This is a genomic window from Pseudomonas svalbardensis (assembly GCF_030053115.1).
Taxonomy (GTDB): Bacteria; Pseudomonadota; Gammaproteobacteria; order Pseudomonadales; family Pseudomonadaceae; genus Aquipseudomonas; species Aquipseudomonas svalbardensis.
The window spans coordinates 1,888,203-1,914,622 of sequence record NZ_CP125619.1; the positions used below are offsets into that span (position 1 = coordinate 1,888,203).

24 protein-coding genes are annotated in these 26,420 nt (G+C 58.6%); 10 read left to right on the forward strand and 14 right to left on the reverse strand.

Annotated elements, in window-relative coordinates:
* Positions 1 to 19: 19 nt before the first annotated feature.
* From QFX16_RS08645 to gcl, 8 genes are all read right to left on the reverse strand, one after another.
* A complete protein-coding gene (locus QFX16_RS08645) occupies positions 20 to 1,018 on the reverse strand; it encodes a sulfate ABC transporter substrate-binding protein (protein WP_283183594.1) in 999 nt (332 codons plus the stop codon).
* Positions 1,019 to 1,132: 114 nt separating this feature from the next.
* Positions 1,133 to 1,957 (reverse strand): ion transporter, encoded by an 825-nt coding sequence (locus tag QFX16_RS08650; RefSeq protein WP_283183595.1) that lies wholly within the window; start codon positions 1,955 to 1,957, stop codon positions 1,133 to 1,135.
* 21 nt (positions 1,958 to 1,978) lie between these two features.
* Positions 1,979 to 2,902 (reverse strand): urea transporter, encoded by a 924-nt coding sequence (locus QFX16_RS08655; protein ID WP_283183596.1) that lies wholly within the window; start codon positions 2,900 to 2,902, stop codon positions 1,979 to 1,981.
* 150 nt (positions 2,903 to 3,052) lie between these two features.
* The gene (gene pyk / locus QFX16_RS08660; RefSeq protein ID WP_283183597.1) at positions 3,053 to 4,468 is read right to left on the reverse strand and encodes a pyruvate kinase; all 1,416 of its coding nucleotides are present in this window, start codon (positions 4,466 to 4,468) and stop codon (positions 3,053 to 3,055) included.
* A complete protein-coding gene (locus QFX16_RS08665; RefSeq protein ID WP_283183598.1) occupies positions 4,458 to 5,738 on the reverse strand; it encodes a glycerate kinase type-2 family protein in 1,281 nt (426 codons plus the stop codon). The genes pyk and QFX16_RS08665 overlap by 11 nt, the downstream gene beginning before the upstream one ends.
* 173 nt (positions 5,739 to 5,911) lie before the next feature.
* Entirely contained in the window at positions 5,912 to 6,802 is an 891-nt protein-coding gene (locus QFX16_RS08670) for a 2-hydroxy-3-oxopropionate reductase (protein WP_283183599.1), read from the reverse strand.
* 67 nt (positions 6,803 to 6,869) lie between these two features.
* On the reverse strand, positions 6,870 to 7,652 hold the full coding sequence (gene hyi / locus QFX16_RS08675) for a hydroxypyruvate isomerase (protein ID WP_283183600.1): 783 nt from the start codon (positions 7,650 to 7,652) through the stop codon (positions 6,870 to 6,872).
* A gap of 143 nt (positions 7,653 to 7,795) precedes the next feature.
* Entirely contained in the window at positions 7,796 to 9,571 is a 1,776-nt protein-coding gene (gcl, locus tag QFX16_RS08680) for a glyoxylate carboligase (protein WP_283183601.1), read from the reverse strand.
* A 266-nt stretch (positions 9,572 to 9,837) separates the two neighbouring features.
* On the opposite strand from gcl, the gene QFX16_RS08685 reads away from it, so the two are divergent.
* Together QFX16_RS08685 and QFX16_RS08690 are read left to right on the forward strand one after the other, a co-directional pair.
* Positions 9,838 to 10,278 carry a GlcG/HbpS family heme-binding protein gene (locus QFX16_RS08685; RefSeq protein WP_283183602.1) on the forward strand — a complete coding sequence of 147 codons (441 nt, stop codon included), beginning with the start codon at positions 9,838 to 9,840 and terminating at the stop codon, positions 10,276 to 10,278.
* A 198-nt stretch (positions 10,279 to 10,476) separates the two neighbouring features.
* Complete coding sequence (locus QFX16_RS08690) at positions 10,477 to 10,935, forward strand: REP-associated tyrosine transposase (RefSeq protein WP_283183603.1); 459 nt, start codon at positions 10,477 to 10,479, stop codon at positions 10,933 to 10,935.
* A gap of 115 nt (positions 10,936 to 11,050) precedes the next feature.
* Here QFX16_RS08690 and QFX16_RS08695 read toward each other — a convergent pair whose 3' ends face one another.
* The gene (locus tag QFX16_RS08695; RefSeq protein ID WP_283183604.1) at positions 11,051 to 11,656 is read right to left on the reverse strand and encodes a TetR/AcrR family transcriptional regulator; all 606 of its coding nucleotides are present in this window, start codon (positions 11,654 to 11,656) and stop codon (positions 11,051 to 11,053) included.
* 134 nt (positions 11,657 to 11,790) lie between these two features.
* Here QFX16_RS08695 and QFX16_RS08700 point away from each other — a divergent pair, with 134 nt between their 5' ends.
* Positions 11,791 to 12,705, forward strand: a complete 915-nt coding sequence (locus QFX16_RS08700; RefSeq protein WP_283183605.1) for a DUF808 domain-containing protein — start codon at positions 11,791 to 11,793, stop codon at positions 12,703 to 12,705.
* Positions 12,706 to 12,792: 87 nt separating this feature from the next.
* Here the strand turns inward: QFX16_RS08700 and QFX16_RS08705 are convergent, their stop codons facing one another.
* Together QFX16_RS08705 and QFX16_RS08710 are read right to left on the reverse strand one after the other, a co-directional pair.
* Complete coding sequence (locus tag QFX16_RS08705; protein ID WP_283183606.1) at positions 12,793 to 13,581, reverse strand: MlaA family lipoprotein; 789 nt, start codon at positions 13,579 to 13,581, stop codon at positions 12,793 to 12,795.
* Positions 13,574 to 14,872: a serine/threonine protein kinase gene (locus tag QFX16_RS08710; protein ID WP_283183607.1), complete on the reverse strand. Its 1,299-nt coding sequence runs from the start codon at positions 14,870 to 14,872 to the stop codon at positions 13,574 to 13,576. Before QFX16_RS08710 ends, QFX16_RS08705 begins: the two co-directional genes overlap by 8 nt.
* 224 nt (positions 14,873 to 15,096) lie before the next feature.
* Here QFX16_RS08710 and QFX16_RS08715 point away from each other — a divergent pair, with 224 nt between their 5' ends.
* Positions 15,097 to 15,465, forward strand: a complete 369-nt coding sequence (locus QFX16_RS08715; RefSeq protein ID WP_046054321.1) for a hypothetical protein — start codon at positions 15,097 to 15,099, stop codon at positions 15,463 to 15,465.
* 93 nt (positions 15,466 to 15,558) lie between these two features.
* Here QFX16_RS08715 and QFX16_RS08720 read toward each other — a convergent pair whose 3' ends face one another.
* A complete protein-coding gene (locus tag QFX16_RS08720) occupies positions 15,559 to 17,154 on the reverse strand; it encodes a glycoside hydrolase family 17 protein (protein ID WP_283183608.1) in 1,596 nt (531 codons plus the stop codon).
* Positions 17,155 to 17,454: 300 nt separating this feature from the next.
* Here QFX16_RS08720 and QFX16_RS08725 point away from each other — a divergent pair, with 300 nt between their 5' ends.
* The 3 genes from QFX16_RS08725 (at position 17,455) to QFX16_RS08735 (ending at position 20,525) form a co-directional block, all read left to right on the forward strand.
* On the forward strand, positions 17,455 to 18,306 hold the full coding sequence (locus QFX16_RS08725) for a glycine betaine ABC transporter substrate-binding protein (RefSeq protein ID WP_283183609.1): 852 nt from the start codon (positions 17,455 to 17,457) through the stop codon (positions 18,304 to 18,306).
* 252 nt (positions 18,307 to 18,558) lie between these two features.
* Positions 18,559 to 18,870, forward strand: a complete 312-nt coding sequence (locus QFX16_RS08730) for a DUF485 domain-containing protein (RefSeq protein WP_017337238.1) — start codon at positions 18,559 to 18,561, stop codon at positions 18,868 to 18,870.
* A complete protein-coding gene (locus QFX16_RS08735) occupies positions 18,867 to 20,525 on the forward strand; it encodes a cation acetate symporter (RefSeq protein WP_283183610.1) in 1,659 nt (552 codons plus the stop codon). Before QFX16_RS08730 ends, QFX16_RS08735 begins: the two co-directional genes overlap by 4 nt.
* 146 nt (positions 20,526 to 20,671) lie before the next feature.
* Here the strand turns inward: QFX16_RS08735 and QFX16_RS08740 are convergent, their stop codons facing one another.
* Positions 20,672 to 21,976, reverse strand: a complete 1,305-nt coding sequence (locus QFX16_RS08740) for an IS4 family transposase (RefSeq protein ID WP_283183611.1) — start codon at positions 21,974 to 21,976, stop codon at positions 20,672 to 20,674.
* A 273-nt stretch (positions 21,977 to 22,249) separates the two neighbouring features.
* Positions 22,250 to 23,539 (reverse strand): citrate synthase, encoded by a 1,290-nt coding sequence (gltA, locus tag QFX16_RS08745; protein ID WP_282377548.1) that lies wholly within the window; start codon positions 23,537 to 23,539, stop codon positions 22,250 to 22,252.
* 363 nt (positions 23,540 to 23,902) lie between these two features.
* Here gltA and sdhC point away from each other — a divergent pair, with 363 nt between their 5' ends.
* From sdhC to sdhA, 3 genes are read left to right on the forward strand one after another with little or no spacing between them, the layout of a single operon-like run.
* A complete protein-coding gene (gene sdhC, locus QFX16_RS08750) occupies positions 23,903 to 24,277 on the forward strand; it encodes a succinate dehydrogenase, cytochrome b556 subunit (protein WP_033053500.1) in 375 nt (124 codons plus the stop codon).
* A complete protein-coding gene (gene sdhD, locus QFX16_RS08755) occupies positions 24,271 to 24,639 on the forward strand; it encodes a succinate dehydrogenase, hydrophobic membrane anchor protein (protein WP_007945134.1) in 369 nt (122 codons plus the stop codon). Before sdhC ends, sdhD begins: the two co-directional genes overlap by 7 nt.
* A 3-nt stretch (positions 24,640 to 24,642) precedes the next feature.
* The gene (gene sdhA / locus QFX16_RS08760; RefSeq protein WP_208671896.1) at positions 24,643 to 26,418 is read left to right on the forward strand and encodes a succinate dehydrogenase flavoprotein subunit; all 1,776 of its coding nucleotides are present in this window, start codon (positions 24,643 to 24,645) and stop codon (positions 26,416 to 26,418) included.
* Positions 26,419 to 26,420: the final 2 nt, after the last annotated feature.

A 26,420-nucleotide genomic window follows, 5' to 3' on the forward strand; every position in this document is an offset into this window, starting at 1 on the left:
TTTTCATTGGATTCAGGAATTACTGACCGCTGTAGATCTGATCAAAGATCCCGCCATCATTGAAGTGGGTCTTCTGCACAGTCCGCCAGTCACCAAAGGTCTTCTCCACCGACAGGAAATCCACTTTCGGGAAACGATCGGTGTACTTGGCCAGCACCGCCGGATCACGCGGACGCAGGTAGTTCGCCGCAGCAATCTCCTGACCTTCCGGCGACCACAGGTACTTCAGGTATTCCTCGGCCGCAGCGCGGGTGCCTTTCTTGTCGACGGTTTTATCGACCACCGACACTGGCGGCTCCGCTTCGGCGGAAACACTTGGGTAGATCACTTCAAACTGATCACGACCAAATTCACGGGCAATCATTTCCGCTTCGTTTTCGAAGGTCACCAGCACATCACCAATCTGGTTGGTCATGAAGGTCGTAGTGGCCGCACGGCCACCGGTGTCGAGGACCGGCGCTTGTTTGAACAGCTTGCCGACGAAGTCTTTGGCTTTGCTTTCGTCGCCACCGTTTTTCAGCACATAACCCCAGGCCGAGAGGTAGGTGTAGCGGCCGTTACCCGACGTTTTCGGGTTTGGCACGATCACCTGCACGCCGTCCTTGAGCAGGTCGGGCCAGTCTTTCAGGGCTTTCGGGTTGCCTTTGCGGACGATGAACACGGTGGCCGAGGTGAACGGCGCGCTGTTGTTCGGCAGGCGTGTGACCCAGTTGTCCGGGACCAGTTTGCCGTTGTCCGCCAGGGCGTTGATGTCGGTGGCCATGTTCATGGTGATGACGTCAGCCGGCAGTCCATCGATCACCGAACGCGCCTGTTTGCTGGAGCCGCCGAAGGACATTTGCAGGGTGATGTTTTCGTTGTGCTCGGCTTGCCAGTGTTTCTGGAAGGCAGTGTTGTAGTCCTTGTAGAAATCGCGCATCACGTCGTAGGAAACGTTGAGCAGGGTCGGTGCGGCCTGAGCCATGCTGGTCAGTGCCAGGCCAGCGGCCAGAAATGAGGCGCCAAAGAGTTTTTTCACTGCGCAGTCCTTGTTTTAAAAAGAGTGTTCATAAAGTTTTTATTTAAAAGCGGCAATTTGCCAGCGACTATAACGGGGCTCGCATAGTCCTTTAAAGATTAAAAAGCTCTTTGCTTATTCCAGTTTCTTAAACAGCTGATTACCGCACCGTGAGCAGAATGCTGCGCCATGTTCGTGGTTGTTTTTCTTGCACACCGGGCAGTCATGTTGCAGTTGTTCACCGCGCATCGCGTTAGCCAGTTCGGCGGTAAAAATCCCCGTTGGCACGGCGATGATCGAGTAACCGGTGATCATCACCAATGACGAAATCACCTGACCCAGCGGTGTCTTCGGCACGATGTCGCCGAAGCCCACGGTGGTCAGCGTGACGATAGCCCAATAGATGCCTTTGGGAATGCTGGTGAAGCCGTGCTCCGGGCCTTCGATCACGTACATCAGCGTACCGAACACCGTCACCAAGGTGCAGACGCTGAGCAGAAACACCACGATCTTCTGCTTGCTGCCGCGCAATGCGGACATCAGATAGTTGGCTTGCTTGAGGTACGGGCTGAGCTTGAGCACACGGAAAATCCGCAGCATCCGAATGATCCGGATAATCAGCAGGTACTGCGCATCGGCGTAATACAGCGCAAGAATGCCGGGCACGATCGCCAGCAAATCCACCAGCCCATAAAAGCTGAACGCATAGCGCAGCGGCTTGGGCGAGCAGTACAAACGAAGGCCATATTCGATGGCGAAGATGACCGTGAAGCCCCACTCGATGTACGCCAGCACATTGGCGTAGTTCTGGTGAATGGAGTCGATGCTGTCGAGCATCACGATCACAATGCTGGCGAGGATGATCAACAGCAGAATGCCGTCGAAGCGCTGACCGGCCTTGGTGTCGCTCTGGAAAACCATGACGTAAAGCTCTTCACGCCAGTTTTTGCTGCTGTCCATGGATACCGCCTGAACCAATGATCAGCGAAGCCTAGGTTGATTCTCCTCCAGAGCGCAAGGCGGACGGGTGACAGTGGTCTTGCCGAGCATTTGAACAACCGTGCGGATCAGCCAGCAGGAGAGGATGAAAGGCGCGGTCAGCGTGGGCAGACCGATGGCGGCAAACACCGGCGTCAGTAACAGCGCTGATGCAATACCAATGAGCGGTAGCCACGGCAGCCAAGGCTTCTGGTGCTGCGAGCTGAAGGCGAGGGCGGCGAGTACGGCGTTATAGCCACCGAGGCCGATCAATGCGCTGTAGAAGTCTTGGTGCAGCAGGCTCCAGCCCATGCCCGCGACAGACGCGAACAACGCCCAGCAGAATGCGCGGCGATCAGCGATCAGCAAACCCATGGCAATCATCGCACCGGCCAGCGGATGACCGAGGAACATCACCTGGCCCAGACCTTTGAGTGGTGCGACGAGCATGTTCAGTGTGTTGATTTCGATCAAATGCGCCTTGGTCAACGGCGTGGCGAAGCACAGCAGCAACCAGCCCAGCCCCACGAAGGGCGCGGTGTAGGCGGGCAGGTATTGGCTGACCCGGGAGCGTTTGAGCCACTGTTGAGTGAGCATCGCGCTCAGGCCTCCCGCTGCAATGATCAGCGGCGGCAACATCGCCGACCACGGGAAATAGAGGCTCAGCAGCAAGCCGAGTAAGACACCGTTGTAACTGAAGAGCCCGGCCTGTCGATCGGCCTTGGCATAGCCGCGTCGTTGCGCGGTGAGCAGCCCGGCGACACCGCCCAGCAGTGCACCGCCGAGCAGGGCGGGCGCGGTGAAAAGAATGGCCAACAGGCACAGCAGACCGCACAGCGGATGGCGCTGGAGAAAGATCTGGCTGAAGCCGTTGAGCAGGGCAGTGGCCCAGTCGGGGCAGTGGGTGTTGAAGTGGTTGGCAGGCATGATGGAATCTGTGGTGTTTCAGTTAAACCGTGTCGCCTGCTTCGCGAGCAGGCTCGCTCCCACACTGAATCTGTGTTCAGTCGCCAGATTTGTGAACAACACAAATCGACTGTGGGAGCGAGCCTGCTCGCGAAGGGGCCGGTATGGGCGCTAAATCAGCGTCTCAATGCGCAGAGAGTTAGTCGACCCCGGCTGCCCAAACGGCACACCCGCCGTGATCAATAAGGTGTCGCCACGCTTGGCCATGCCCTGCGCCTGGGCAATTTCCAGCGCCGTCGAGCACACCTCATCCACCTGCCGCAGCCGATCATTGACCACCGAGTGCACGCCCCATGCCACCGTCAACCGGCGAGCGGTTTGCAGGTTCGGCGTCAGGTTGAGGATCGGCACCGTCGGCCGTTCCCGCGCGGCTCTCAAACTCGACGTGCCGGACTCGCTGTAATTCACCAGCACCGCCACCGGCAGCACATTGCTGATACGGCGAATCGCGCAGCTGATCGCATCAGAAACAGTCGCTTCAGCCTTCGGCCGGCTCACGTCGAGTTGCGCCTGATAGTCCGGGCCGTTTTCCACCTGACGAATGATCTTGCTCATCATCTGCACGGCTTCCAGCGGGTACTCACCGGACGCGGTTTCCGCCGACAACATCACCGCATCCGCACCTTCGGCCACGGCATTGGCAACATCGGTCACCTCGGCACGGGTCGGGGCAGGGGAGAAGCGCATCGACTCCAGCATCTGCGTCGCCACCACCACCGGTTTGCCGAGCTGACGGCAGATGCTGATGATGTTTTTCTGAATCTGCGGCACGCTTTCGGCCGGCACTTCCACGCCCAGGTCACCGCGAGCGACCATGATCGCGTCGCTCAATTCGGCGATCTCGCGCAGTTGCGTCACGGCCGAAGGCTTCTCGATCTTGGCCATCAAAAACGCTTTGTCGCCGATCAGTTCGCGGGCCTCGCGGATGTCTTCCGGACGCTGCACAAACGACAGCGCGACCCAGTCCACGCCCAGCTCCAGACCGAAGCTCAAATCGCGACGGTCCTTGGCGGTCAGCGGGCTCAGTTCCAACACCGCTTGCGGCACGTTCACACCTTTGCGGTCCGACAGCTCGCCGCCATTGAGCACGGTGGTGTCGATGGCGTCGGAGTACTTTGTCACCACGCGAAGACGCAACTTGCCGTCGTCCAGCAGCAGGTCCATGCCCGGCTTCAGCGCCGCGATGATTTCCGGGTGAGGCAAGGTGACCCGGCGTTCATCGCCCGGCGTCGGGTCCAGGTCCAGGCGCAGTGCCTGACCGCGATGCAGTTGCACCTTGCCCTCGGCGAACTTGCCGACCCGAAGTTTCGGGCCTTGCAGGTCCATCAGAATGCCCAGCGGATAATTCAGCTGACGCTCGACTTCACGAATCCACTGATAGCGCTGAGCGTGGTCGGCGTGATCGCCATGGCTGAAGTTCAGGCGAAAGATGTTGACCCCGGCCTGCACCAGCTCACGGATGTCGTCGATCCCGTTAGTGGCAGGACCGAGGGTGGCGAGGATTTTAACCTTCTTGTCAGGCGTCATTTTTAGGGCTCTCGAGAATCAGGATGGCACGGAAGTCGTTGACGTTGGTGCGGGTCGGCTCAGTGACGATCAGAGCGTCCAGTGCCTCGAAATAGCCGTAGCCATTGTTGTTGTCCAACTCGTCGCTGGCGCTCAGACCGAGTGCGACAGCGCGGGCGTAGCTGTCCGGGGTCATGATTGCGCCGGCGTTGTCTTCGGAGCCGTCGATGCCATCGGTGTCGCCGGCCAGCGCGTAGACGCCGGGCAGGCCTTTGAGGCTGTCGGTCAGGCTCAGCAGGAATTCGGCGTTGCGTCCGCCACGGCCATTGCCGCGTACGGTGACCGTGGTTTCACCGCCCGAGAGGATCACGCAGGGCGCCGCCAATGGCTGACCGTGCAGCACGACCTGACGGGCGATACCGGCGTGAACCTTGGCCACTTCGCGGGATTCGCCTTCCAGGTCGCCGAGGATCAGCGGGCTGAAACCGGCCTGACGCGCTTTCACCGCCGCGGCTTCAAGCGACTGTTGTGGACGAGCGATCAGCTGGAAGTGACTGCGCGCCAGGCTCGGGTCGCCGGGTTTGACCGTCTCTGATTCCGGGCTCTGCAGCCAGTTGCGCACCGAGGCCGGGACTTCGATGTTGTAGCGCTTGAGGATCGCCAGGGCTTCGGCGGAGGTGCTTGGGTCGGCCACGGTGGGACCGGAAGCGATGACCGTGGCGAGGTCGCCCGGTACATCGGAAATCGCATAGGTATAAACAGTGGCAGGCCAGCAGGCTTTGCCGAGGCGGCCGCCCTTGATCGCCGAGAGGTGCTTGCGCACGCAATTCATCTCGCCGATGGTGGCGCCGGATTTGAGCAGGGCTTTGTTGATCGACTGCTTGTCGGCCAGGGTGATGCCGGCCGCGGGCAACGCCAGCAGGGCAGAGCCGCCGCCCGAGAGCAGGAAGATCACGCGGTCGTCTTCAGTCAGATTGCTGACCAGTTCCAACACGCGTTTGGCGACCGCCAGACCGGCAGCATCAGGTACCGGGTGAGCGGCTTCAACCACTTCGATTTTTTCACACGGGGCGCCGTGACCGTAACGCGTCACCACCAGACCCGAGACGTCACCCTGCCAGCAACGCTCGACCACTTGAGCCATGGCGGCCGCGGCTTTGCCAGCGCCGATGACGATCACCCGACCGCTGCGGTCTTTGGGCAGATGGGCTTCGAGAACTTGCTGCGGATGGGCCGCGTCGATGGCTGTGGCAAACAGCTCGCGCAGGAATTGTTGCGGATTGACCGACATGGCGGGCTCCCGGATTTCTTGTTATTGGAGATGTCGGGCCTTGCATCGCCCCCGTAGGAGCGAGGCTTGCCCGCGAACCGGACACCACGGTGTTTCTGCTGCACCGAGGCGATCCCTTCGCGGGCAAGCCTCGCTCCTACAGAGGGACAGGTCGGCCCTCTGTAGCGCGGATGTTACTTATCGCGAATCGAGAAATTCGCCATGTGTTCCAGGCCCTTGATCAGCGCCGAGTGGTCCCAGTTGCTGCCACCGATCGCTGCGCAGGTGCTGAACACTTGCTGGGTGTTGGCGGTGTTCGGCAGGTTGATGCCCAGTTCGCGTGCGCCGGCCAGGGCCAGGTTCAGGTCCTTCTGGTGCAGGCTGATGCGGAAGCCTGGGTCGAAGGTGCCTTTGATCATGCGCTCGCCGTGCACTTCGAGGATCTTCGAGGATGCGAAACCGCCCATCAGCGCTTCACGGACCTTGGCTGGATCGGCACCGTTTTTCGAAGCAAACAGCAGGGCTTCGGCCACGGCCTGGATGTTCAGCGCCACGATGATCTGGTTCGCCACTTTGGCGGTTTGACCGTCGCCGTTGCCGCCCACCAGGGTGATGTTTTTGCCCATCGCCTGGAACAGCGGCAGAACGCGTTCGAAGGCATCGGCATCACCGCCGACCATGATGCTCAGGGTCGCGGCCTTGGCGCCGACTTCACCGCCGGACACTGGCGCGTCGAGGTACTGAGCGCCTTTTTCGTTGATTTTGGCAGCGAAGGCTTTGGTGGCAGTCGGCGAGATCGAGCTCATGTCGATCACGACTTTGCCTTTGCCAACACCGGCCGCAACACCGTCGGCGCGGAACAGCACGTCTTCGACCTGCGGGGTATCCGGCACCATGACGATGATGAATTCGGCTTCTTGCGCGACTTCTTTCGGGTTCGCCAGGGCGACGGCGCCACCGGCAATCAGGTCAGCAGGCGCAGGGTCGTGGTGCGCCGACAGAAACAGGCTGTGACCGGCTTTCTGCAGGTTCAACGCCATTGGGTGGCCCATGATGCCGGTGCCGATAAATCCGATTTTAGCCATGAGAAAATCCTCTTGTTTTTGTGTTGCTCAAGCAAATAGGGGAGTGCTGCTTTGGGTGGGATCTGTGTCAGATCGCGTTATGGGTTTTCAACCAGCCCAGACCCGCTTCAGTGGTGGTCAGCGGCTTGTATTCACAGCCGACCCAGCCCTGATAACCAATGCGGTCCAGGTGTTCGAACAGGAAGCGGTAGTTGATTTCACCGGTGCCTGGTTCGTTGCGCCCTGGGTTGTCCGCCAATTGCACGTGGTTGATTTCGCCCAGGTGTGATTGCAGGGTGCGGGCCAGGTCGCCCTCCATGATTTGCATGTGGTAGATGTCGTATTGCAGGAACAGGTTGGCGCTGCCGACCTGTTCGCGAATCGACAGGGCTTGCGCGGTGTTGTTCAGGTAGAAACCCGGGATGTCGCGGGTGTTGATCGCTTCCATCACCAGTTTGATGCCCGCCGCTTGCAGCTTGTCGGCGGCGTACGTGAGGTTGGCGACGAAGGTTTTTTCCACGGTGGCATCGTCGACGCCTTGTGGACGAATACCGGCCAGGCAGTTGACCTGGGTGTTGCCCAACACTTTTGCGTAAGCAATCGCCAGGTCGACACCGGCGCGGAACTCTTCAACCCGGTCCGGCAGGCACGCGATACCGCGCTCACCCTTGGCCCAGTCACCGGCCGGCAAGTTGAACAACACCTGGGTCAGGCCGTTCGCGTCGAGCGTGGCTTTGATCTCGGCGGAGCTGAAGTCGTAAGGGAACAGGTATTCGACACCACTGAAGCCGGCCTTGGCGGCGGCTTCAAAACGGGCAAGAAAATCCTGCTCGGTGAACAGCATGGACAGGTTGGCTGCGAAACGCGGCATGGTGGTCTCCTGTAAAAATAGGTGCCTGTAGCAGCTGCCGAGGGACGAGGCTGCGTTGGGCTGCGAAGCGGCCCCCGACGGCGGTCCTGCGGACACGCAACGCAGCCTCGTACCTCGGCAGCTGCTACAGGTATCAGGTCGTCTTAATCGAGCAACGAAATCGCGGTTGGCGCATCGTTGCCGACCAGCGCCAGGTCTTCGAATTCGTTGACGGCGTTGATCTCGGTGCCCATGGAAATGTTGGTCACACGCTCCAGAATAATCTCGACGATCACCGGCACCTTGAACTCTTCGATCAGCTCCTGAGCCCTGCGCAGGGCAGGCTGGATCTGACCCGGTTCGAACACACGCAGCGCCTTGCAGCCGAGACCTTCGGCAACCGCGACGTGGTCGACACCGTAACCGTTGAGTTCCGGAGCGTTCAGGTTGTCGAAGGACAGCTGCACGCAGTAGTCCATGTCGAAACCGCGCTGAGCCTGACGGATCAGCCCCAGGTACGAGTTGTTCACCACCACGTGGATGTACGGCAGCTTGAACTGCGCGCCCACCGCCAACTCTTCGATCATGAACTGGAAGTCATAGTCGCCCGACAGCGCCACAACTTTACGGGTCGGATCAGCCTTGACCACGCCCAGCGCTGCCGGAATGGTCCAGCCCAGAGGACCTGCCTGACCGCAGTTGATCCAGTGACGCGGTTTGTAGACGTGCAGGAACTGCGCGCCGGCAATCTGCGACAGACCGATGGTGCTTACATAGCAAGTGTCTTTGCCGAACACTTGGTTCATCTCTTCGTACACGCGCTGCGGCTTGACCGGCACGTTGTCGAAGTGGGTCTTGCGGTGCAGGCTGGCCTTGCGCTGCTGGCAGTCTTGCAGCCAGGCGCTGCGGTTTTTCAGCTTGCCGGCGGCTTGCCATTCGCGAGCGACTTCGATGAACACGGTCAGCGCGGCAGCGGCGTCGGACACGATGCCCAGGTCCGGGGTGAACACACGGCCGATCTGGGTCGGTTCAATGTCAACGTGGATGAACTTGCGGCCTTCGGTGTAGACGTCGATCGAACCGGTGTGACGGTTGGCCCAACGGTTACCGACGCCCAGCACCACGTCCGACTTCAGCATTGTCGCGTTGCCGTAGCGGTGCGAGGTTTGCAGACCGACCATGCCGACCATCAACGGGTGATCGTCCGGAATGGTGCCCCAGCCCATCAGGGTCGGGATCACCGGGATACCGGTCAGCTCGGCGAATTCCACCAGCAATTCGCTGGCGTCGGCATTGATGATGCCGCCACCGGCCACCAGCAACGGACGCTCGGCCTGATCGAGCATGGCCAGGGCCTTCTCGATTTGCACGCGGTTAGCGGTTGGCTTGGCCAGCGGCAGTGGTTCATAGGCGTCGATGTCGAATTCGATTTCAGCCATCTGCACGTCGAACGGCAGATCGATCAGCACCGGGCCTGGACGGCCGGAGCGCATTTCGTAGAAGGCTTTCTGGAACGCGTAAGGCACCTGACCCGGTTCCATGACGGTGGTTGCCCACTTGGTCACTGGCTTGACGATCGAGGTGATGTCGACAGCCTGGAAGTCTTCCTTGTGCATACGGGCGCGGGGGGCCTGGCCGGTAATGCAAAGAATCGGGATCGAGTCGGCCGAGGCGCTGTAGAGCCCGGTGACCATGTCGGTACCGGCAGGTCCCGAAGTGCCGATGCACACGCCGATGTTGCCGGCCTTGGTGCGGGTGTAGCCCTCGGCCATGTGCGAGGCGCCTTCAACGTGGCGAGCGAGGACGTGATCGATGCCACCGACCTTCTGCAAGGCGGAGTACAGCGGGTTGATCGCGGCGCCCGGGATGCCAAAAGCGGTATCAACTCCTTCACGGCGCATCACCAGAACGGCGGCTTCGATTGCTCTCATTTTGCTCATTGTTTTGTGCCTCTTACGTTTTGTAATTGTATACAAGTGGCTTTGCGCAGAGTGTATTCACGGCGGACGGCGCAGGTCAATCCATTTTCTCAAGCGGCCGTTTCATTCGTCGGAAGCCAGATCTACTGTGGCGTTTCGTCGCATGTGGCGCTTTTCGAGAATTATTGTATACAAAAAAATAACTCATTGTGTTCTATTTGTTGCATCGGACTTCTGAACAAAACGCAGTCCAGCAGCTTTCCCTATAACAAAATGAGGACGGCACCATGAGCGCTTTAACCTTGAAAGTCGCAGTTAACCTGGCCAATCAGGCTATCTCCGCCGGGCGTGCAATCTCGGCGGCTCCATTGACCATCGCAGTACTGGATTCGGGTGGACACTTGGTCACCCTGCAGCGTGAAGACGGCGCCAGCCTGCTGCGCCCGCAGATCGCCATCGGCAAAGCCTGGGGCGCCATCGCCCTTGGCAAAGGTTCACGCCTGCTGGCGCTGGACGCACAGCAACGACCGGCGTTTATCGCCGCTTTGAACAGTCTGGGGCAGGGCAGCGTTGTGCCGGCACCGGGCGGTGTATTGATTCGGGATCAGGACGGAAACGTGCTGGGGGCTGTTGGTATCAGCGGTGATCTTTCTGATGTTGATGAGCAATGTGCGATCAACGCGATTGAGGCGTTGGGGTTGCAGGCGGATGCTGGGGTGACTGCTTGATTATTGGGTGATTGATCTACCGCTATCGCCAGCAGGCTGGCTCCCACAGGGGACTATCTGCGTGTCAGAGATCCACTGTGGGAGCCAGCCTGCTGGCGATGGTGCTCTGCCAGACACATCCTGCCAAAAGTCTGCCCCCGCCTTTTAGTCATCACAAGACTAGGCTTTTTTTGATTTCATCATGAAAAGGGCAATGGAATGCCGGATTTACCAGCTTCAAACCGTCTGCGCATCGGCCGCTATGCCGAGCAAAACCGCATCTATCTCTTAACGACAAACACACTCGAGCGAGAACCTGTTTTCAAGGACTTCACCTTGGGCAGATTAGTCGTCTCGCAATTTCGCGCTGCGCAGGACCAAGGTTGTGCAAACTCACTGGCCTGGGTCGTCATGCCGGATCATTTTCATTGGCTGATCGAATTGCAGCGGGGGTCGCTGTGCGGACTGATGCAAAAGACCAAGTCTTTGAGTACCAAGGCAGTGAATCTGTCTGCCGGCCGTAGGGCCAGTCTTTGGCAGCGAAGTTTTCATGATCGAGCGCTGCGTCGTGAAGAGGACTTGGTAAAGGTTGCCCGGTATGTTGTGGCTAACCCGTTGCGGGCCGGGTTGGTCGAGCGGCTTGGCGACTATCCGCTGTGGGATGCGATCTGGGTTTGATCCAAAAACCGAGTCCTCCCCATCGCCAGCAGGCTGGCTCCCACAGGTGGATTATCTGAGTGTCAGAGATCCATTGTGGGAGCCAGCCTGCTGGCGATGGGCGCGCCGCGGTGTATCAGTCCGGCTCACACCCCTTGAGCACCAACCGGATAATCGTCTGCGCCGCCGCTTCATAATCAGCCTCATCGAGCTTGGCCTTTCCGGTCACTGCGGAAATCTGCCAGTCGAAGTCGGCATAGGTCTGGGTCGCGGCCCAGATGCTGAACATCAGGTGGTTGGGGTCGATCGGGGCGATCTGGCCGCGGTCGATCCAGGTCTGGATGCAGTCGATGTTGTGCTTGGCCTGGCCGTTGAGTCGTTCAACCAGATCCGCGCTCAGGTGCGGGGCGCCGTGCATGATTTCGCTGGCGAACACCTTGGAGGCGAAGGGCAGGTCGCGGGAGATGCGGATTTTCGAGCGGATGTAGCCGCTCAGCACTTCACTGGGCACGCCGTCGGCGTTGAACGGTGTCGAGGCCTTCAGAATCGGTTCGATGATGCTTTCCAGGACCTCGCGGTAGAGGTTTTCCTTGGATTTGAAGTAGTAGTAGACGTTGGGCTTGGGCAATCCCGCCTTGGCTGCGATGTCACTGGTTTTGGTCGCAGCGAAGCCCTTGTCGGCAAACTCTTCACTGGCGGCACGCAGGATCAGTTCTTTGTTGCGCTCGCGGATGGTGCTCATAAACCAGGGGGTTCCTTGCCTGTTCTGGCGGTTGCGCATGGTAGCACCGGCCTCGCGCGGCGCTCAAGAATGCCCCGTGCGGTCCCCGGCCGCGCTATGCTGCGCGGCATTCAATCAAGAAGGAAACCTGATTCATGGCAGGAAGCAGTTTGCTGTTGCTGATCGACGACATCGCCGCGGTACTCGACGATGTGGCGTTGATGACCAAAATGGCCGCCAAGAAGACTGCTGGCGTGCTCGGCGACGATTTGGCGCTCAATGCCCAACAGGTTTCCGGTGTGCGTGCTGAGCGGGAAATCCCGGTGGTATGGGCGGTGGCCAAGGGCTCGTTTCTCAACAAGCTGATCCTGGTGCCCTCGGCGTTGGCCATCAGCGCGTTCATTCCCTGGCTGGTCACGCCGTTGTTGATGATCGGTGGCGCGTACCTGTGTTTCGAAGGTTTCGAAAAACTGGCCCATAAATTCTTGCACAGCAAGGCTGAAGACCAGGCCGAACATGCCGAACTGGTCGAGGCCGTGGCTGATCCGGCGGTCGATCTGGTGGCGTTCGAGCAGGACAAGATCAAAGGCGCCATCCGCACCGACTTCATTCTCTCTGCAGAAATCATCGCCATCACTCTGGGTACCGTGGCTGATGCTTCGCTGACCCAACAAGTCATCGTGCTTTCGGGCATTGCCATCGTCATGACCATTGGCGTGTATGGCCTGGTGGCCGGCATTGTCAAACTCGACGACCTCGGCTTGTGGCTGACTCAGAAGCCTGGACAGATCGCCAAAAGCATTGGCGGCGGGATCCTGCGTGCGGCGCCGTACATGATGAAAAGCCTGTCGGTGATCGGCACGGCGGCGATGTTCCTGGTGGGCGGCGGAATTCTCACCCACGGCGTGCCGGTGATTCATCACTGGATTGAGAGTGTCAGCGCAGGGGCGGGCGGTGCCGGGTTTATCGTGCCGACGTTGCTGAATGCGGTGGCGGGGATTGTGGCGGGGGCGGTGGTGTTGGCGGGTGTGATGGTTGCCAGCAAGCTCTGGAAAGCAGTGAAAGGCTGAAGACAACCACAGAGGATTTGTGGAAAGTCTAGAAATGAAAAAGGCCATTCGATTCGCATCGAACGGCCTTTTTTGTTGCCGATGGATTTACTCGGCGATCTGCAACTTGCGCGACTCGGTGTACACGTAGCGCACTTTCTCGTACTCGAACGGCGAGTTCAGCTGGCCATAGCGGAAGCTATTCTGGTGACGCTTGTCGACGCCGCGCAGTAGCCAGACCTCAGGATGGTTGGAGCTGACTTCGGAGACGTTCAGGAAGTTGATTGCCGATTCCGCGCTGAAGTCCGCCACCAGGCCACCGGTGTCGCGGATGTTCGAAGGGCCGAGGATCGGCAACACGAAGTAGGCGCCGCTGGGTACACCGTAGAAACCCAGCGTCTGGCCGAAGTCTTCGCTCTGGCGCGGCAGACCCATGGCAGTGGCCGGGTCCCACAGGCCGGCGATGCCGACGGTGGTGTTGAGGAGCAGGCGCGCGGTGGTTTCCATCGAGCGCTGCCCCTTGAACTGCAGCAAGCTGTTCAACAGGTTCGGCACATCACCGAGGTTGTTGAAGAAGTTGCTGACGCCAGTGCGCAGGAAACTCGGTGTGATGTAGCGATAGCCGTCAACCACTGGCAGGAACACCCATTGGTCGAAGCGGTAGTTGAAGTGGTAGACGCGGCGGTTCCACTCTTCCAGCGGGTCGTAGACGTTCAGCGCGTTAAGCGTCGAGCGTTCGAATTCGCGCTGATCCAGCCCCGGGTTGATTTTGAGTTTGCTCAGCGGCTCCTTGAAGCCGTCACTGTCGATGACAACCGGTGCGTTGGCTTTGCTGTTGTCGGCATTGGCGACGCCTGCACAGAGTAACGCTGCGATAAGCAGGAGGTGTTTAGCCACGGAAGAACTCCAGCATGGCGTCGCTGTTGACGCGGTAATTAAGGTTGCCGCAATGGCCGCCCAGTGGATAAACGGTCAAACGATCGCCAAAGGTCTTGCGCAGGAAACCGAGGTCGCCAGGGCCGAGGATCACGTCGTCGGCGTTGTGCATGACGGCGATTTTCGGGCTGTCATGCAGGTAATCCTTGAGCGCATACAAACTGACCTGGTCGATCAGTTGCAGCAGGCTGCCGCCGTCGGTGCGGGCGCGCCACATCGGGATGACCTGTTCGGTGAGGTAACAGTCGAAGTCGCACTGCAGCGCGCGTTTGAGGAACGGCGTGAGGGTGGTGCCTTCGGTGATCGGGTATTTCGGTGGCGTGATCAGGCCTCGCCGGTTGATCAGGTCCGAGGTGAAAGCAATGTCGGCGGCCGAGAAGCGGAACGAGGTGCCGATCAGCATGGCCATCTGTTCGTTGCTCAGGTGCTGCTTGGACTGCTGAAAGTCGTAGAGCAGCGCATCGTTGAGGTCGATGTAGCCTTTCTGCTGGAAGTAACGGGTCAGTTTGTCCAGCACCAGCTCGTAGAAAGTGGTGGTGTTGTTGATGCCCTTGACCTCTGTCTGGACGAGCTTGTCCAGGTTGGTGATCGACGTGTAGAGGTTGACCGGCGGGTTGAGCAGCAAGACTTTCTTGAAGTTGAAGCTGCGGCGGGTTTCGTCCAGGTGCGCGACGAATGCCGCGTCCAGTGCGCCCAGGCTGTAGCCGGTCAGGTAGTAATCAGTGACAGGGACTTTCGGGTTTTGTGCCCGCACAGCCTGCATTACCCGGTACATGTCTTCGGCGTCTTCCTTGGTGATGCCGGGTGTGGCGAAGCGTGAGGCGGCGCTCATGAAGTCGAAGCTGGTGGGCGACGACAGTTGCACCACATGGTAGCCGGCCTTGTAGTAGAGCTTTTTCAGGTACTCGTTGAGGCTGCTGTCATAGCGCGCGCCGGTGCCGGAGATCAGGAAGATCAACGGTGCGGCTTTGTCCTGGGTGGCGATGCGATAGGTGAGTTTTTTCACCGGCCAGAAGTTATCCGGCAGGTCGAACTCACGCTCCGGGCGCAACCTGACGCTGCGGTCGGCCTGATTGATGTCGTCATCCAGCGGCAACTCCGGGCGCAAGTGCGGCGGTGTCGTGGCAATGGTCGCCTCGAACGGGTTGGTCAAGGGATAGCCATAACTGGCGGCGTCGATGTCGACCGCCAGTGCGGACGCACTCAAAATAAGGCCGCCAAACAGGGCGGCGAAGCGCAAGGAACGGAGCATGACTAGATCTCTTAGAGAAAGGTGCCGAATGAAGTTCGCAGGCTATGACCACGGGGTTTGCGCCAAAGTGCCATGGATCGGCACCAATCAGGACTAATTTCGGAGTAATAGTAGCTGGACGATACACTTTGCAGCTATTTCGTGACCAATTATCTCTTACATGCGTTTGCTTACCGCTGGCGGGGGATTAAGCTGGCCGCCGTTTTCGTTTATTGGAGTGCTTCATGTCCCGCCGTCTGCCTGTGATTCTGCTGCTCGTTCTCCTGCCGTTATGGCTGGCCGCCAGTTATGGCGCGCGTTATGGCTTTATGGAGGATGCTCAATGGGTCGGCATCTGCGTGGACGAAGCGAGTCGCTGGGAATGCCAGGTTCGTTCGAGCCTGGGCCTGATGATTCACTTCAATGTCTTGGGCTTCGCGGCATTGGCGGCAGCCGTTATCGGTTTTGTGCTACCGGGCCGGGCAGGGTGGTGGTTGGCCGTGCTCGCGCTGGTGTTCGGGTTTCCGGCGCTGGCGTTGTACAACACGACATTGGCTGTTTTTGCGGTGGTGATTGCCGGGTTGCGGTTGGTTCGGGAAAACCGCGTCGCCTGACACAGAAAGATCGCAGCCTGCGGCAGCTCCACACAGGAATACGCGTTTCCCTGTAGCTGCCGCAGGCTGCGATCTTTTGATCTTGCTTGATGATTATCCTTTGCGAACCCGCAAACTGCGCCACAACGCTGCAACCATCAACACACTCACCAGCGCCCAACCCCAGGCCTGCTGATTCTGCAAACCTTCACGATACAGCTGCGGCGCAATGCCAGCACCAATGATGAAGGTCAGCAGGGCAATCTCCCGACGCGGCACGCTCACCGGGCGGCACAGATAGACCAGCGCCGGCAGGATGAATGCGACACTCGGGAAGCTGCGATAACGCGGATCGAACACCAGCTCCAGCATCGTCACCGCAGCGGCAAACCCGGCCACAGCGAGCAACCAGCCCGCCCGACGTTCCAGCGCATTGAACGCCCGTCCGCGCCAACCAGTGCGAGCGCTCAGCGTCAGTGCCGCATGGGCCAGCACCAACACATTCAAAGCCGTCAGCAAAGCGACCCACAACCATTCACTGGTAAACCGCGTAGTGACACGGGCCAGGTCGCCCCAGGCGCCAATCGAGCAAGCGGCCAGCGCACCCAGCAGCGGTAGAACCAGCGCTGCGCGAGTGCTGCGTACACGGCCGCCGAGGATCAACGTGCCAAGGAAGATCAAGCCGCCCACCACCAGCCACTGGGTCCAGTAAGGCACGTTCGACACCGGACCGGCGAGCACACCTTTGTCCTGGCGATCGGCATCGAACAGCCCCCAGTAACCACCGACCGCACCTTCGCTGGCGCGTTTCCACGGCTGGTCGAAGGCTTCGATCAGGTTGTAATGCCAGCCTTGCTGCTCCGCCATGATGACAAAAGCACGAATGAACTTGGCTTCATTGACCCGGCTCGGCAGGGCGGTTTCACGCTGACGGCCTTCGCTGGGCCAGCCGGTTTCGCCAATCATCACGTCCTTGGGTGCGAACTTGTTGCCGAACACCTGACGTACTTCGGCCACATGCTGCAGGGCGGCGTCGATATTCGACGGGTCATCTTCCCAGTACGGCAACAAATGGATGGTCAGGAAGTCCACCGCCGGGGCGATTTCCGGGTGCTTGAGCCAGAACTCCCAGACGTCGGCGTAAGTGACAGGTTGTTTGACCTGGCTTTTGACTTTATCAATGAGCTTGGCCAACTGCGCGCCGGTGATTTCCTTGCGCAACAGGGTTTCGTTGCCGACGATCACTGAGGTCACCACGTCCGCGTTGGCGTTGGCCGAGGCGATCAGCAGGTCGACCTCCTTGGCGGTGTCCACCGGGTTGCTGTTGACCCAGGCGCCGATCATCAGCTTCAGCCCGTGCTTGCGCGCCAGGGCGGGCAAGGCTTCGAGGCCGGTCATGGAATAGGTGCGGATGCATTCGAAGCTTTTGGCCAGCAGCGCGAGGTCGGCGTCCATGCGCTCGGGGCGCAGTTTGAACGGCTGATCGAACGGCGATTGGTCCTTGTCGAACGGGGTGTAGGAGGCGCATTGCAGCTTGTGCGTCGCGCTGGCCACGTCCGGCAGCACCACCGGTTTACCGAGGCCGTACCAGAAGCCACCGAGGGCAAAAAGCCCCAACAGGCAGGCGAATAGATAAGCAAAAAAAGGAAAGCGTGATGTCGCGGGCATGGTCAGGCCGTCTGGGAGCAAAGCCGCGCATGTTACCTTCATTTGCCGCGTGCTTGGTGGCCTGCATACTTTTGACATGCAAAGTTTGGGCGGATTGGCCGGTGGACTTCCGGTGGTCTAGATTAATGGCGTTCTGATGTCGTTTCTCGATGCCTTGAGGTCGCTGGCAGAGAAGGACGCCATTGTCGTGAGGTTGATTATCGACGCATCAGTGCTCTCATAGATAAATCGCGCTGATGTTCGGATGAGTTTGCGGTGGGCGTGATGGGGGCGCTGTGCACCATAACAATACGTTGACGCGACTCGGCATCCGTCGAGCGCAGCACTTTCGGGGAAGTAACGATGAAGATGCGACGACTCTTGGGCGCAGGTGCCGCTTTGGTGCTGGCGATCAGTTCTACTGTAGTCAGCGCCGAAGGCAAGGCAGTGACTATCGGTTATGTCGACGGCTGGTCGGACAGTGTCGCCACGACCAACGTGGCCGCTGAAGTGATCAGGCAGAAACTCGGTTATGACGTGAAACTGCAAGCAGTCGCCACCGGGATCATGTGGCAGGGCGTGGCCACTGGCAAACTCGATGCCATGATGTCTGCATGGCTGCCTGTGACTCATGGTGAATACTGGACCAAGAACAAGGATCAAGTCGTCGATTACGGTCCGAACTTCAAGGACGCGAGAATCGGCCTGATCGTGCCGGAGTACGTCAAAGCTAAAAGTATTGCCGATCTGAAAACCGACGACAGCTTCAAAAGTCGTATCGTCGGCATCGACGCCGGTTCGGGCGTAATGCTCAAGTCCGAGCAGGCAATCAAGGACTACGATCTGACCGGCTATCAACTCAAGGCCAGTTCCGGCGCCGGCATGATTGCCGAGCTGACCCGTGCCGAGAAGAAAAACGAATCCATTGCTGTCACCGGTTGGGTGCCGCACTGGATGTTCGCCAAGTGGAAACTGCGCTTCCTGGACGACCCGAAAGGCGTTTATGGCGCGGCTGAAACCGTAAACAACATCGGCAGCAAAGAACTGGCAACCAAGGCTCCGGAAGTTGCCAAGTTCCTGAAGAACTTCCAGTGGGCGTCGAAAGACGAAATCGGCGAAGTCATGTTGGCCATTCAGGACGGTGCCAAACCTGAAGCCGCCGCGAAGGAGTGGGTGGCCAAACACCCGGAACGCGTTGCAGACTGGACCAAATGATTTGAGCTGACGCGTCTAGTCAGCACTTTACAGGGCCGCTTGGTATCGCTTCCAAGCGGCCTTTTGCATTTCCGTAGGAGCACGGCTTGCCAGCGATGGCGCCCTCAAAATTGCCATCGCCGGCAAGCCGTGCTCCTACAGGGGGAACAAAACTGTCATGTCGTTCTAATACTAAGGTCGTCTGGAACCAGTTCCGCAGCCGCATAGAGTGGATAACGTTCCAACTTCATCTGTGCTGCGAGGATAAAAACAATGAACGACAGCATTTACCTCTCGATTCAAAACAGCCCGCGCTTCAAGGAGCTGGTTAGTAAGCGAGAAAGGTTCGCCTGGATTCTTTCGGCGATCATGCTTGGGCTTTACTCCGGTTTCATCCTTTTGATTGCTTACGGGCCGCATATTCTGGGGGCAAAAATTAGCCCCGAGTCTTCGATTACCTGGGGGATACCGATTGGTGTCGGGTTGATTCTCTCGGCCTTTATCCTGACTGCAATCTACGTACGACGCGCCAATGGCGAATTCGACGACCTGAACAATGCGATTCTCAAGGAGGCTCAGCAATGATCCGGCGTCTAATGGCTCTATTGAGCATCGCAGCTTTCGCGCCTGGTGCCTGGGCCGCTGAAGCCCTGACTGGTGAAGTCAACAAACAACCGCTTAACGTCTCTGCGATTTTGATGTTCGTAGCGTTCGTCGGTTTGACCCTGTGCATCACCTACTGGGCTTCCAAGCGCAACAATTCGGCAGCCGACTACTATGCGGCGGGTGGCAAGATCACCGGCTTCCAGAACGGTCTGGCGATTGCCGGTGACTACATGTCGGCGGCGTCCTTCCTGGGTATTTCCGCCCTGGTGTTCACTTCCGGCTACGACGGCCTGATCTACTCGATCGGGTTCCTGGTGGGCTGGCCGATCATTCTGTTCCTGATCGCCGAGCGCCTGCGTAACCTGGGTAAATACACCTTTGCCGACGTGGCGTCCTATCGCCTTGGGCAAACCCAGATCCGCACGCTGTCCGCTTGCGGCTCGCTGGTGGTGGTGGCGTTCTACCTGATCGCGCAAATGGTCGGTGCCGGCAAGCTGATTCAACTGCTGTTCGGTCTCGACTATCACATTGCAGTGATCCTGGTCGGTGTCCTGATGTGCATGTACGTGTTGTTCGGCGGCATGCTGGCGACCACTTGGGTGCAGATCATCAAGGCAGTGTTGCTGCTGTCCGGTGCCTCGTTCATGGCGCTGATGGTGATGAAGCACGTCAACTTCGACTTCAATGCGCTGTTTTCCGAGGCGATCAAGGTTCACCCTAAAGGTGAGGCGATCATGAGCCCCGGCGGTCTGGTGAAAGACCCGATCTCCGCGTTCTCCCTTGGCCTGGCACTGATGTTCGGTACCGCTGGCCTGCCGCACATTCTGATGCGCTTCTTCACCGTGAGTGACGCGAAAGAAGCTCGCAAGAGCGTGCTGTATGCAACCGGCTTCATTGGCTACTTCTACATCCTGACGTTCATCATCGGCTTCGGCGCGATCCTGCTGGTCAGCACCAACCCTGCCTTTAAAGATGCTGCTGGCGCGCTGTTGGGCGGCAACAACATGGCGGCGGTGCACCTGGCTAACGCGGTCGGTGGCAGTATCTTCCTGGGCTTCATCTCGGCAGTCGCGTTCGCAACCATTCTGGCTGTAGTGGCTGGTTTGACGCTGGCCGGCGCTACGGCGGTGTCTCACGACCTTTACGCCAGCGTGATCAAGAAGGGCAAGGCCAACGACAAGGACGAGATCCGCGTCTCGAAAATCACCACCATCTTTCTGGGCGTGCTGGCGATCGGTCTGGGCATTCTGTTCGAAAGCCAGAACATCGCGTTCATGGTGGGCCTGGCGTTCTCCATCGCGGCGAGCTGTAACTTCCCGGTGCTGCTGCTTTCCATGTACTGGAAGAATCTGACCACCCGCGGAGCGATGATCGGTGGCTGGTTGGGTTTGGTGAGTGCTGTTGGTTTGATGGTGCTTGGGCCAACCATTTGGGTGCAGATTCTGCATCACGAGAAGGCTATCTTCCCGTATGAGTACCCGGCGCTGTTCTCCATGGCCATTGCGTTTATCGGGATCTGGTTCTTCTCGATTACAGACAAGTCGACCGCGGCTGACAATGAGCGGGCGCTGTTCTTCCCTCAGTTTGTTCGTTCGCAGACGGGCTTGGGGGCGAGTGGGGCGGTTTCTCACTAAGGTTTCAGGTTTGCTTATATAAGCTGCGTTAAACAGAAATGCCCCGGTCGAGAGATCGGGGCTTTTTTTGTTGGGCGGTTTGATTGTGTACATATCCGTTGCTGCGGTAACGGCTGATTATGGTTTCGCTTTTACAGCCAGCCCTTTCAAGGTCTTTTGACTTTCGCGGCTTTGAGCACCCGATCCGTCGACACGTGGGCATTCACTGCCTTACCCTCCAGCCATTCTTTGGACTTGAGCACCTTCGGACCTCGTTTGCTTTTGGCGACCGCTTTGGGCTGGACGTTTCGGCCTAGCGTCAGCAGGTACTGAGCCAGCCCTCCTGCGGGGATGGGGAGGGATAAGTGCTCTGGCGGCAAGGCTATTTGCATACCCTCATAACCGCTGCGAACCTGTACCGTCAGGTGAAAGATCGACGCTTCCCAGCCCTCGGGTTGGGTCTGGCAATGAGCCTGTTCGACACTGCGTTTAAGCACGGACAAAACGTTGTAAGCCAACACGGCGGACGCGAACCCCAGCAGGGCGGCTTTGGGGTTGCCCAAGGTTTCGATTTCACTGTCCAGCACCGATTCCAGACGCTGGAACATCCCTTCAATACTCCAGCGACGTCGGTACAAATCGGCGATCTGCTCTGCGCTGATGGTGTCGGGCAAGTTGCTCCAGAAGGACGGCGTGGTGTCGCCGGATTCGGTGGGGTTTTGCAGGTTCAGTTCGACACGCCGCCACTGGCGTCCGCCTTTTACTTCGATGGTTTGCTCGCGCACGCTGCCAGTTGCGACCGGGACAGGCTCCTGCCAGTCGCTTTCTTTAAGCAGGCGTGGATGCTTGCTTTGTTCGCGAATGATGAATGAAGCGCCGGCATCTTCGCAGGCCTCCATGACCGGGAGCGTGCAGTAGAGCCGATCAGCCATCCATAGCTGGCCCGCCGTGGCCTTTTCCAGCAACGGCAGCACGCTGACGCGCTCGCTGGCATAGGCATCTTCACAGGGCTGAAGGTCGACGACTTGGTCGAGATCAGGGTCGTAAACCACGACCGAAAAACCAGGGCGGGCGGCACCTCGTTGGCGGCGCAAAGCGCCCAGACGTTTTTCGCTGGAAGGCAGATGGTTGCCGTCGACGACGCGTAATTGCCAGCCAGGCAAAATGGCCGAGCAACCCAATTCTTGAATCGTCGGAGCCAGGCGCTGCGCGCTACCAGTTACCAACGCGCGCAACAGCGCAGGTTCGGTTCGGCTGACCTTGTCATAAAGCGCCGCCAGGCTGACGGGAAGATCCTCCATCTGCCGCGCGGCGGCGTGTAGGGAGGGCCGCAAACCCAGAGAAACAAGGGACATCAGCTCAATAATGGTCGAAAACAAAAGCTCGCGCGGGTACTGGCGCTGACGATGTTCTTCGAACACCTGATCAACCCACTCTGCCGCAACGGCCTGCTCCAAAACCAATTTGGCCATGACACTGGCCGGTGCTTTTTTCTCGAACCGCGCTAAACCTCTGCCCACATCGTCTCGCCGTCCTGACTGGAGTTTTGAGGATTTTATCAAAGACCTTGAAAGGGCTGGCTGTAAAAGCGAAACCATAATCAGCCGTTACCGCAGCAACGGATATGTACACGACCAAAGACCCAGTCGGCCTTCAGGCCGCTGAACCAGCACAAACAGAAACGGCCTCTATCTACATAGAGGCCGTTCCCGGTGCAACTTTAAGACGTTATCGCAAGACAGGTCTTATTTGCGGTCTTCCAGCTTGGTGATGTCACGCGACTCGTAGCCGGTGTACAACTGGCGCGGACGGCCAATCTTGTACGGGCTGGAGAGCATTTCTTTCCAGTGGGAGATCCAGCCGACAGTCCGCGCCAAAGCGAAGATCACGGTGAACATGCTGGTTGGAATGCCGATCGCCTTGAGGATGATCCCCGAGTAGAAGTCGACGTTCGGGTACAGCGAGCGTTCAATGAAGTACGGGTCGGTCAGGGCGATCTCTTCCAGGCGCATGGCCAGTTCGAGTTGCGGATCGTTGGTGATGCCCAGTTCCTTCAGCACTTCGTCGCAGGTCTGCTTCATGACTGTTGCGCGTGGGTCGCGGTTTTTGTAAACCCGGTGACCGAAGCCCATCAGTTTGAACGGGTCGTTCTTGTCCTTGGCCTTGGCGATGTACTTGTCGATGTTCGACACATCGCCTATTTCATCGAGCATGGTCAGAACAGCTTCGTTCGCGCCGCCGTGGGCAGGGCCCCACAGTGCAGCGATGCCGGCGGCGATACAGGCGAACGGGTTGGCGCCCGAAGAGCCAGCCAGGCGTACGGTGGAAGTCGATGCGTTCTGCTCGTGGTCGGCATGGAGGATGAAGATCTTGTCCATGGCCTTGGCGAGTACCGGGCTGATCGGTTTGATCTCGCACGGAGTGTTGAACATCATGTGCAGGAAGTTTTCCGCGTACGTCAGGTCGTTGCGCGGGTACATCATGGGTTGGCCCATGGAGTACTTGTAAACCATCGCTGCCAGGGTTGGCATCTTGGCAACCAGGCGGATCGCGGAGATTTCGCGATGCTGCGGGTTATTGATGTCCAGGGAGTCGTGGTAGAAGGCCGAGAGGGCGCCGACTACACCGCACATGACGGCCATCGGGTGGGCGTCGCGACGGAAACCGTTGAAGAAAGTTTTCAGCTGCTCGTGAACCATGGTGTGGTTCTTCACGGTGCTGACGAACTGGGCTTTCTGTTCTGCTGTCGGCAGCTCGCCGTTGAGCAGCAGATAGCAGGTTTCCAGGTAGTCCGATTTTTCAGCCAGCTGTTCGATCGGGTAGCCGCGGTGCAGCAGGATCCCGTTGTCACCGTCGATATAGGTGATCTTCGACTCGCAGGCAGCGGTCGACATGAAACCCGGGTCAAAGGTGAAACGGCCCGTGGCCGTCAGGCCCCGAACATCAATTACATCGGGACCAACGGTGCCGGTTAAAATGGGCAGCTCGACGGGGGCTGCGCCCTCGATGATCAACTGCGCTTTTTTGTCAGCCATGTGGCCTCCTATTTATGCTTGAAATCATCAGACAGACCCCCCACGCAGGGCCCGCACCACTATAGTGAGATAAATTCGAATGTCAATTTGCCTAAAGTCTTGCTCCAGAAGGCTTTAACCGGACTTTTTCCTCGAAATTGACTGCCATTTACGCCTTTTATACGACTTGTGCAATGAGCTATTAGGGGAAGGCGATTGCGTTGTCATTAGTAGCCTAACTGTCTATACTCGGCCTCCGACCGCCAGGGGCTTTTGGGCCTGCTTTACTGGGGGTCGCACTCCCTGGGTGGTGGGTACCTGACCAGTGCACTCCCCAACAACTTTGCCCTGATTGTTAGGGGCTCTTCAGTGTGAAAAAAAGCCGTGAATAGCCAACGACCTGTAAACCTAGACCTAAGGACCATCAAACTCCCAGTCACTGCTTACACGTCCATTCTTCACCGAATCTCCGGAATCATCCTCTTTGTCAGCCTGGCCATCATGCTTTATGCATTGGACAAGTCGCTCGACTCGGAAGAAGGCTTCGGTCAGGTGAAAGCGTGTCTGACCAGTCCGCTAGCCAAGCTAGTGACATGGGGCATCCTGTCCGCCTTGCTGTATCACTTGGTTGCCGGTGTGCGCCATTTGATGATGGACATGGGCATCGGCGAGTCGCTTGAAGGCGGCAAACTGGGCTCGAAAATCGTTATCGCCGTTTCCGTGGTGGTAATCGTTCTGGCAGGAGTTTGGATATGGTAACTAACGTCACGAACCTGTCGCGTTCGGGCCTCTATGACTGGATGGCGCAACGTGTTTCTGCGGTCGTTCTCGCGGCTTATTTCATCTTCCTGATCGGATACGTCGTTGCCAACCCTGGCATCGGCTACGCCCAATGGCATGAACTGTTCGCAAGCAACTGGATGCGTATTTTCAGTCTCCTGGCCCTCGTTGCCCTCGGCGCTCACGCCTGGGTCGGCATGTGGACCATCGCGACCGACTACCTGACGCCAATGGCGTTCGGCAAGTCCGCGACTGCAATACGTTTCCTCTTCCAGGCGGTATGCGGCGTCGCGATGTTCGCTTACTTCGTCTGGGGTGTGCAGATTCTTTGGGGTATCTGATTCATGTCTACTACAGTTAATACGCTTTCGTTCGACGCCATCATTATTGGCGGCGGCGGTGCTGGTATGCGCGCTGCTCTGCAGCTGGCACAGGGTGGTCACAAGACTGCCGTAGTTACCAAGGTTTTCCCGACTCGCTCGCACACTGTTTCCGCCCAGGGTGGTATCACCTGCGCCATCGCTTCGGCAGATCCGAACGATGACTGGCGCTGGCACATGTACGATACCGTCAAGGGTTCCGACTATATCGGTGACCAGGACGCTATCGAATACATGTGTTCCGTAGGCCCGGAAGCGGTCTTCGAACTCGAGCACATGGGCTTGCCGTTCTCCCGTACTGAACAAGGTCGCATCTATCAGCGTCCGTTCGGCGGACAGTCGAAAGACTTCGGTAAAGGCGGCCAGGCTGCACGTACTTGCGCCGCTGCCGACCGTACCGGTCATGCACTGCTGCACACCCTGTACCAGGCCAACCTGAAGGCCGGCACCGTGTTCCTCAACGAATACTACGGTGTCGACCTGGTGAAGAACGAAGATGGTGCCTTTGTCGGCATGATCGTCATCTGCATCGAAACCGGCGAAACCTCCTACGTCCGCGCTAACGCCACTGTACTGGCGACTGGCGGTGCAGGTCGTATCTACTCGTCCACCACCAATGCCCTGATCAACACAGGTGACGGCGTCGGCATGGCTCTGCGTGCTGGCGTGCCGGTACAAGACATTGAAATGTGGCAGTTCCACCCAACCGGCATCGCCGGCGCCGGTGTACTGGTTACTGAAGGCTGCCGCGGTGAAGGCGGTTACCTGATCAACAAGCACGGCGAGCGTTTCATGGAGCGTTATGCTCCGAACGCCAAAGACCTTGCTGGTCGTGACGTTGTTGCTCGTTCGATGGTTAAAGAAATCATCGCCGGCAACGGTTGCGGTCCGGATGGCGACCACGTAATGCTGAAACTCGATCACCTCGGTGAAGAAGTTCTGCACAGTCGTCTGCCAGGCATCATGGAACTGTCCAAGACCTTCGCCCACGTCGATCCAGCCGTAGCGCCGATTCCGGTCGTTCCAACCTGCCACTATATGATGGGCGGCGTGCCGACCAACATTCATGGTCAGGCAATCACTCAGGATGAAAACGGCGTTGACCAGATCATCCCGGGCCTGTTCGCAGTAGGCGAAGTGGCCTGCGTATCGGTTCACGGTGCCAACCGTCTGGGCGGCAACTCGCTGCTCGACTTGGTGGTATTCGGTCGTGCTGCCGGCCTGTTCCTGGAACAGACCCTGAAAGAAGGCGTCGACTACACCCGCGCTCGCCAGTCCGACATCGACGCTGCCCTGGCACGTCTCGATGGCCTGAACTCGCGTACCGAAGGCGAAGACGTCGCCACCCTGCGTAAAGAGCTGCAAAGCTGCATGCAGAACTACTTCGGTGTGTTCCGTACCGGCGAATACATGCAGAAGGGTATTGCTCAGCTGGCTGATCTGCGTGGCCGTATCGCCAACGTCAAGATCAACGACAAGAGCCAGGCGTTCAACACCGCTCGTATCGAAGCTCTTGAATTGCAGAACCTGCTGGAAGTGGCCGAAGCTACCGCCATCGCCGCAGAGATCCGCAAAGAGTCCCGCGGCGCTCACGCCCGTGAAGACTACGAAGATCGCGACGACGAAAACTGGCTGTGCCACACCCTGTACTTCCCGGGTGACAAGCGCGTTACCAAGCGTGCTGTGAACTTCTCGCCGAAGACCGTTCCGACTTTTGAACCTAAGATTCGGACTTATTAAGG

Bases quoted from the DNA above. Each gene is read 5' to 3' on its own strand.
- QFX16_RS08650 (WP_283183595.1), bottom strand. From the start codon at position 1,957: ATGGACAGCAGCAAAAACTGGCGTGAAGAGCTTTACGTCATGGTTTTC.
- QFX16_RS08655 (WP_283183596.1), bottom strand. From the start codon at position 2,902: ATGCCTGCCAACCACTTCAACACCCACTGCCCCGACTGGGCCACTGCC.
- pyk (WP_283183597.1), bottom strand. From the start codon at position 4,468: ATGACGCCTGACAAGAAGGTTAAAATCCTCGCCACCCTCGGTCCTGCC.
- QFX16_RS08665 (WP_283183598.1), bottom strand. From the start codon at position 5,738: ATGTCGGTCAATCCGCAACAATTCCTGCGCGAGCTGTTTGCCACAGCC.
- QFX16_RS08670 (WP_283183599.1), bottom strand. From the start codon at position 6,802: ATGGCTAAAATCGGATTTATCGGCACCGGCATCATGGGCCACCCAATG.
- hyi (WP_283183600.1), bottom strand. From the start codon at position 7,652: ATGCCGCGTTTCGCAGCCAACCTGTCCATGCTGTTCACCGAGCAGGAT.
- gcl (WP_283183601.1), bottom strand. From the start codon at position 9,571: ATGAGCAAAATGAGAGCAATCGAAGCCGCCGTTCTGGTGATGCGCCGT.
- QFX16_RS08685 (WP_283183602.1), top strand. From the start codon at position 9,838: ATGAGCGCTTTAACCTTGAAAGTCGCAGTTAACCTGGCCAATCAGGCT.
- QFX16_RS08690 (WP_283183603.1), top strand. From the start codon at position 10,477: ATGCCGGATTTACCAGCTTCAAACCGTCTGCGCATCGGCCGCTATGCC.
- QFX16_RS08695 (WP_283183604.1), bottom strand. From the start codon at position 11,656: ATGAGCACCATCCGCGAGCGCAACAAAGAACTGATCCTGCGTGCCGCC.
- QFX16_RS08700 (WP_283183605.1), top strand. From the start codon at position 11,791: ATGGCAGGAAGCAGTTTGCTGTTGCTGATCGACGACATCGCCGCGGTA.
- QFX16_RS08710 (WP_283183607.1), bottom strand. From the start codon at position 14,872: ATGCTCCGTTCCTTGCGCTTCGCCGCCCTGTTTGGCGGCCTTATTTTG.
- QFX16_RS08715 (WP_046054321.1), top strand. From the start codon at position 15,097: ATGTCCCGCCGTCTGCCTGTGATTCTGCTGCTCGTTCTCCTGCCGTTA.
- QFX16_RS08720 (WP_283183608.1), bottom strand. From the start codon at position 17,154: ATGAAGGTAACATGCGCGGCTTTGCTCCCAGACGGCCTGACCATGCCC.
- QFX16_RS08725 (WP_283183609.1), top strand. From the start codon at position 17,455: ATGAAGATGCGACGACTCTTGGGCGCAGGTGCCGCTTTGGTGCTGGCG.
- QFX16_RS08730 (WP_017337238.1), top strand. From the start codon at position 18,559: ATGAACGACAGCATTTACCTCTCGATTCAAAACAGCCCGCGCTTCAAG.
- QFX16_RS08735 (WP_283183610.1), top strand. From the start codon at position 18,867: ATGATCCGGCGTCTAATGGCTCTATTGAGCATCGCAGCTTTCGCGCCT.
- QFX16_RS08740 (WP_283183611.1), bottom strand. From the start codon at position 21,976: ATGGCCAAATTGGTTTTGGAGCAGGCCGTTGCGGCAGAGTGGGTTGAT.
- gltA (WP_282377548.1), bottom strand. From the start codon at position 23,539: ATGGCTGACAAAAAAGCGCAGTTGATCATCGAGGGCGCAGCCCCCGTC.
- sdhD (WP_007945134.1), top strand. From the start codon at position 24,271: ATGGTAACTAACGTCACGAACCTGTCGCGTTCGGGCCTCTATGACTGG.
- sdhA (WP_208671896.1), top strand. From the start codon at position 24,643: ATGTCTACTACAGTTAATACGCTTTCGTTCGACGCCATCATTATTGGC.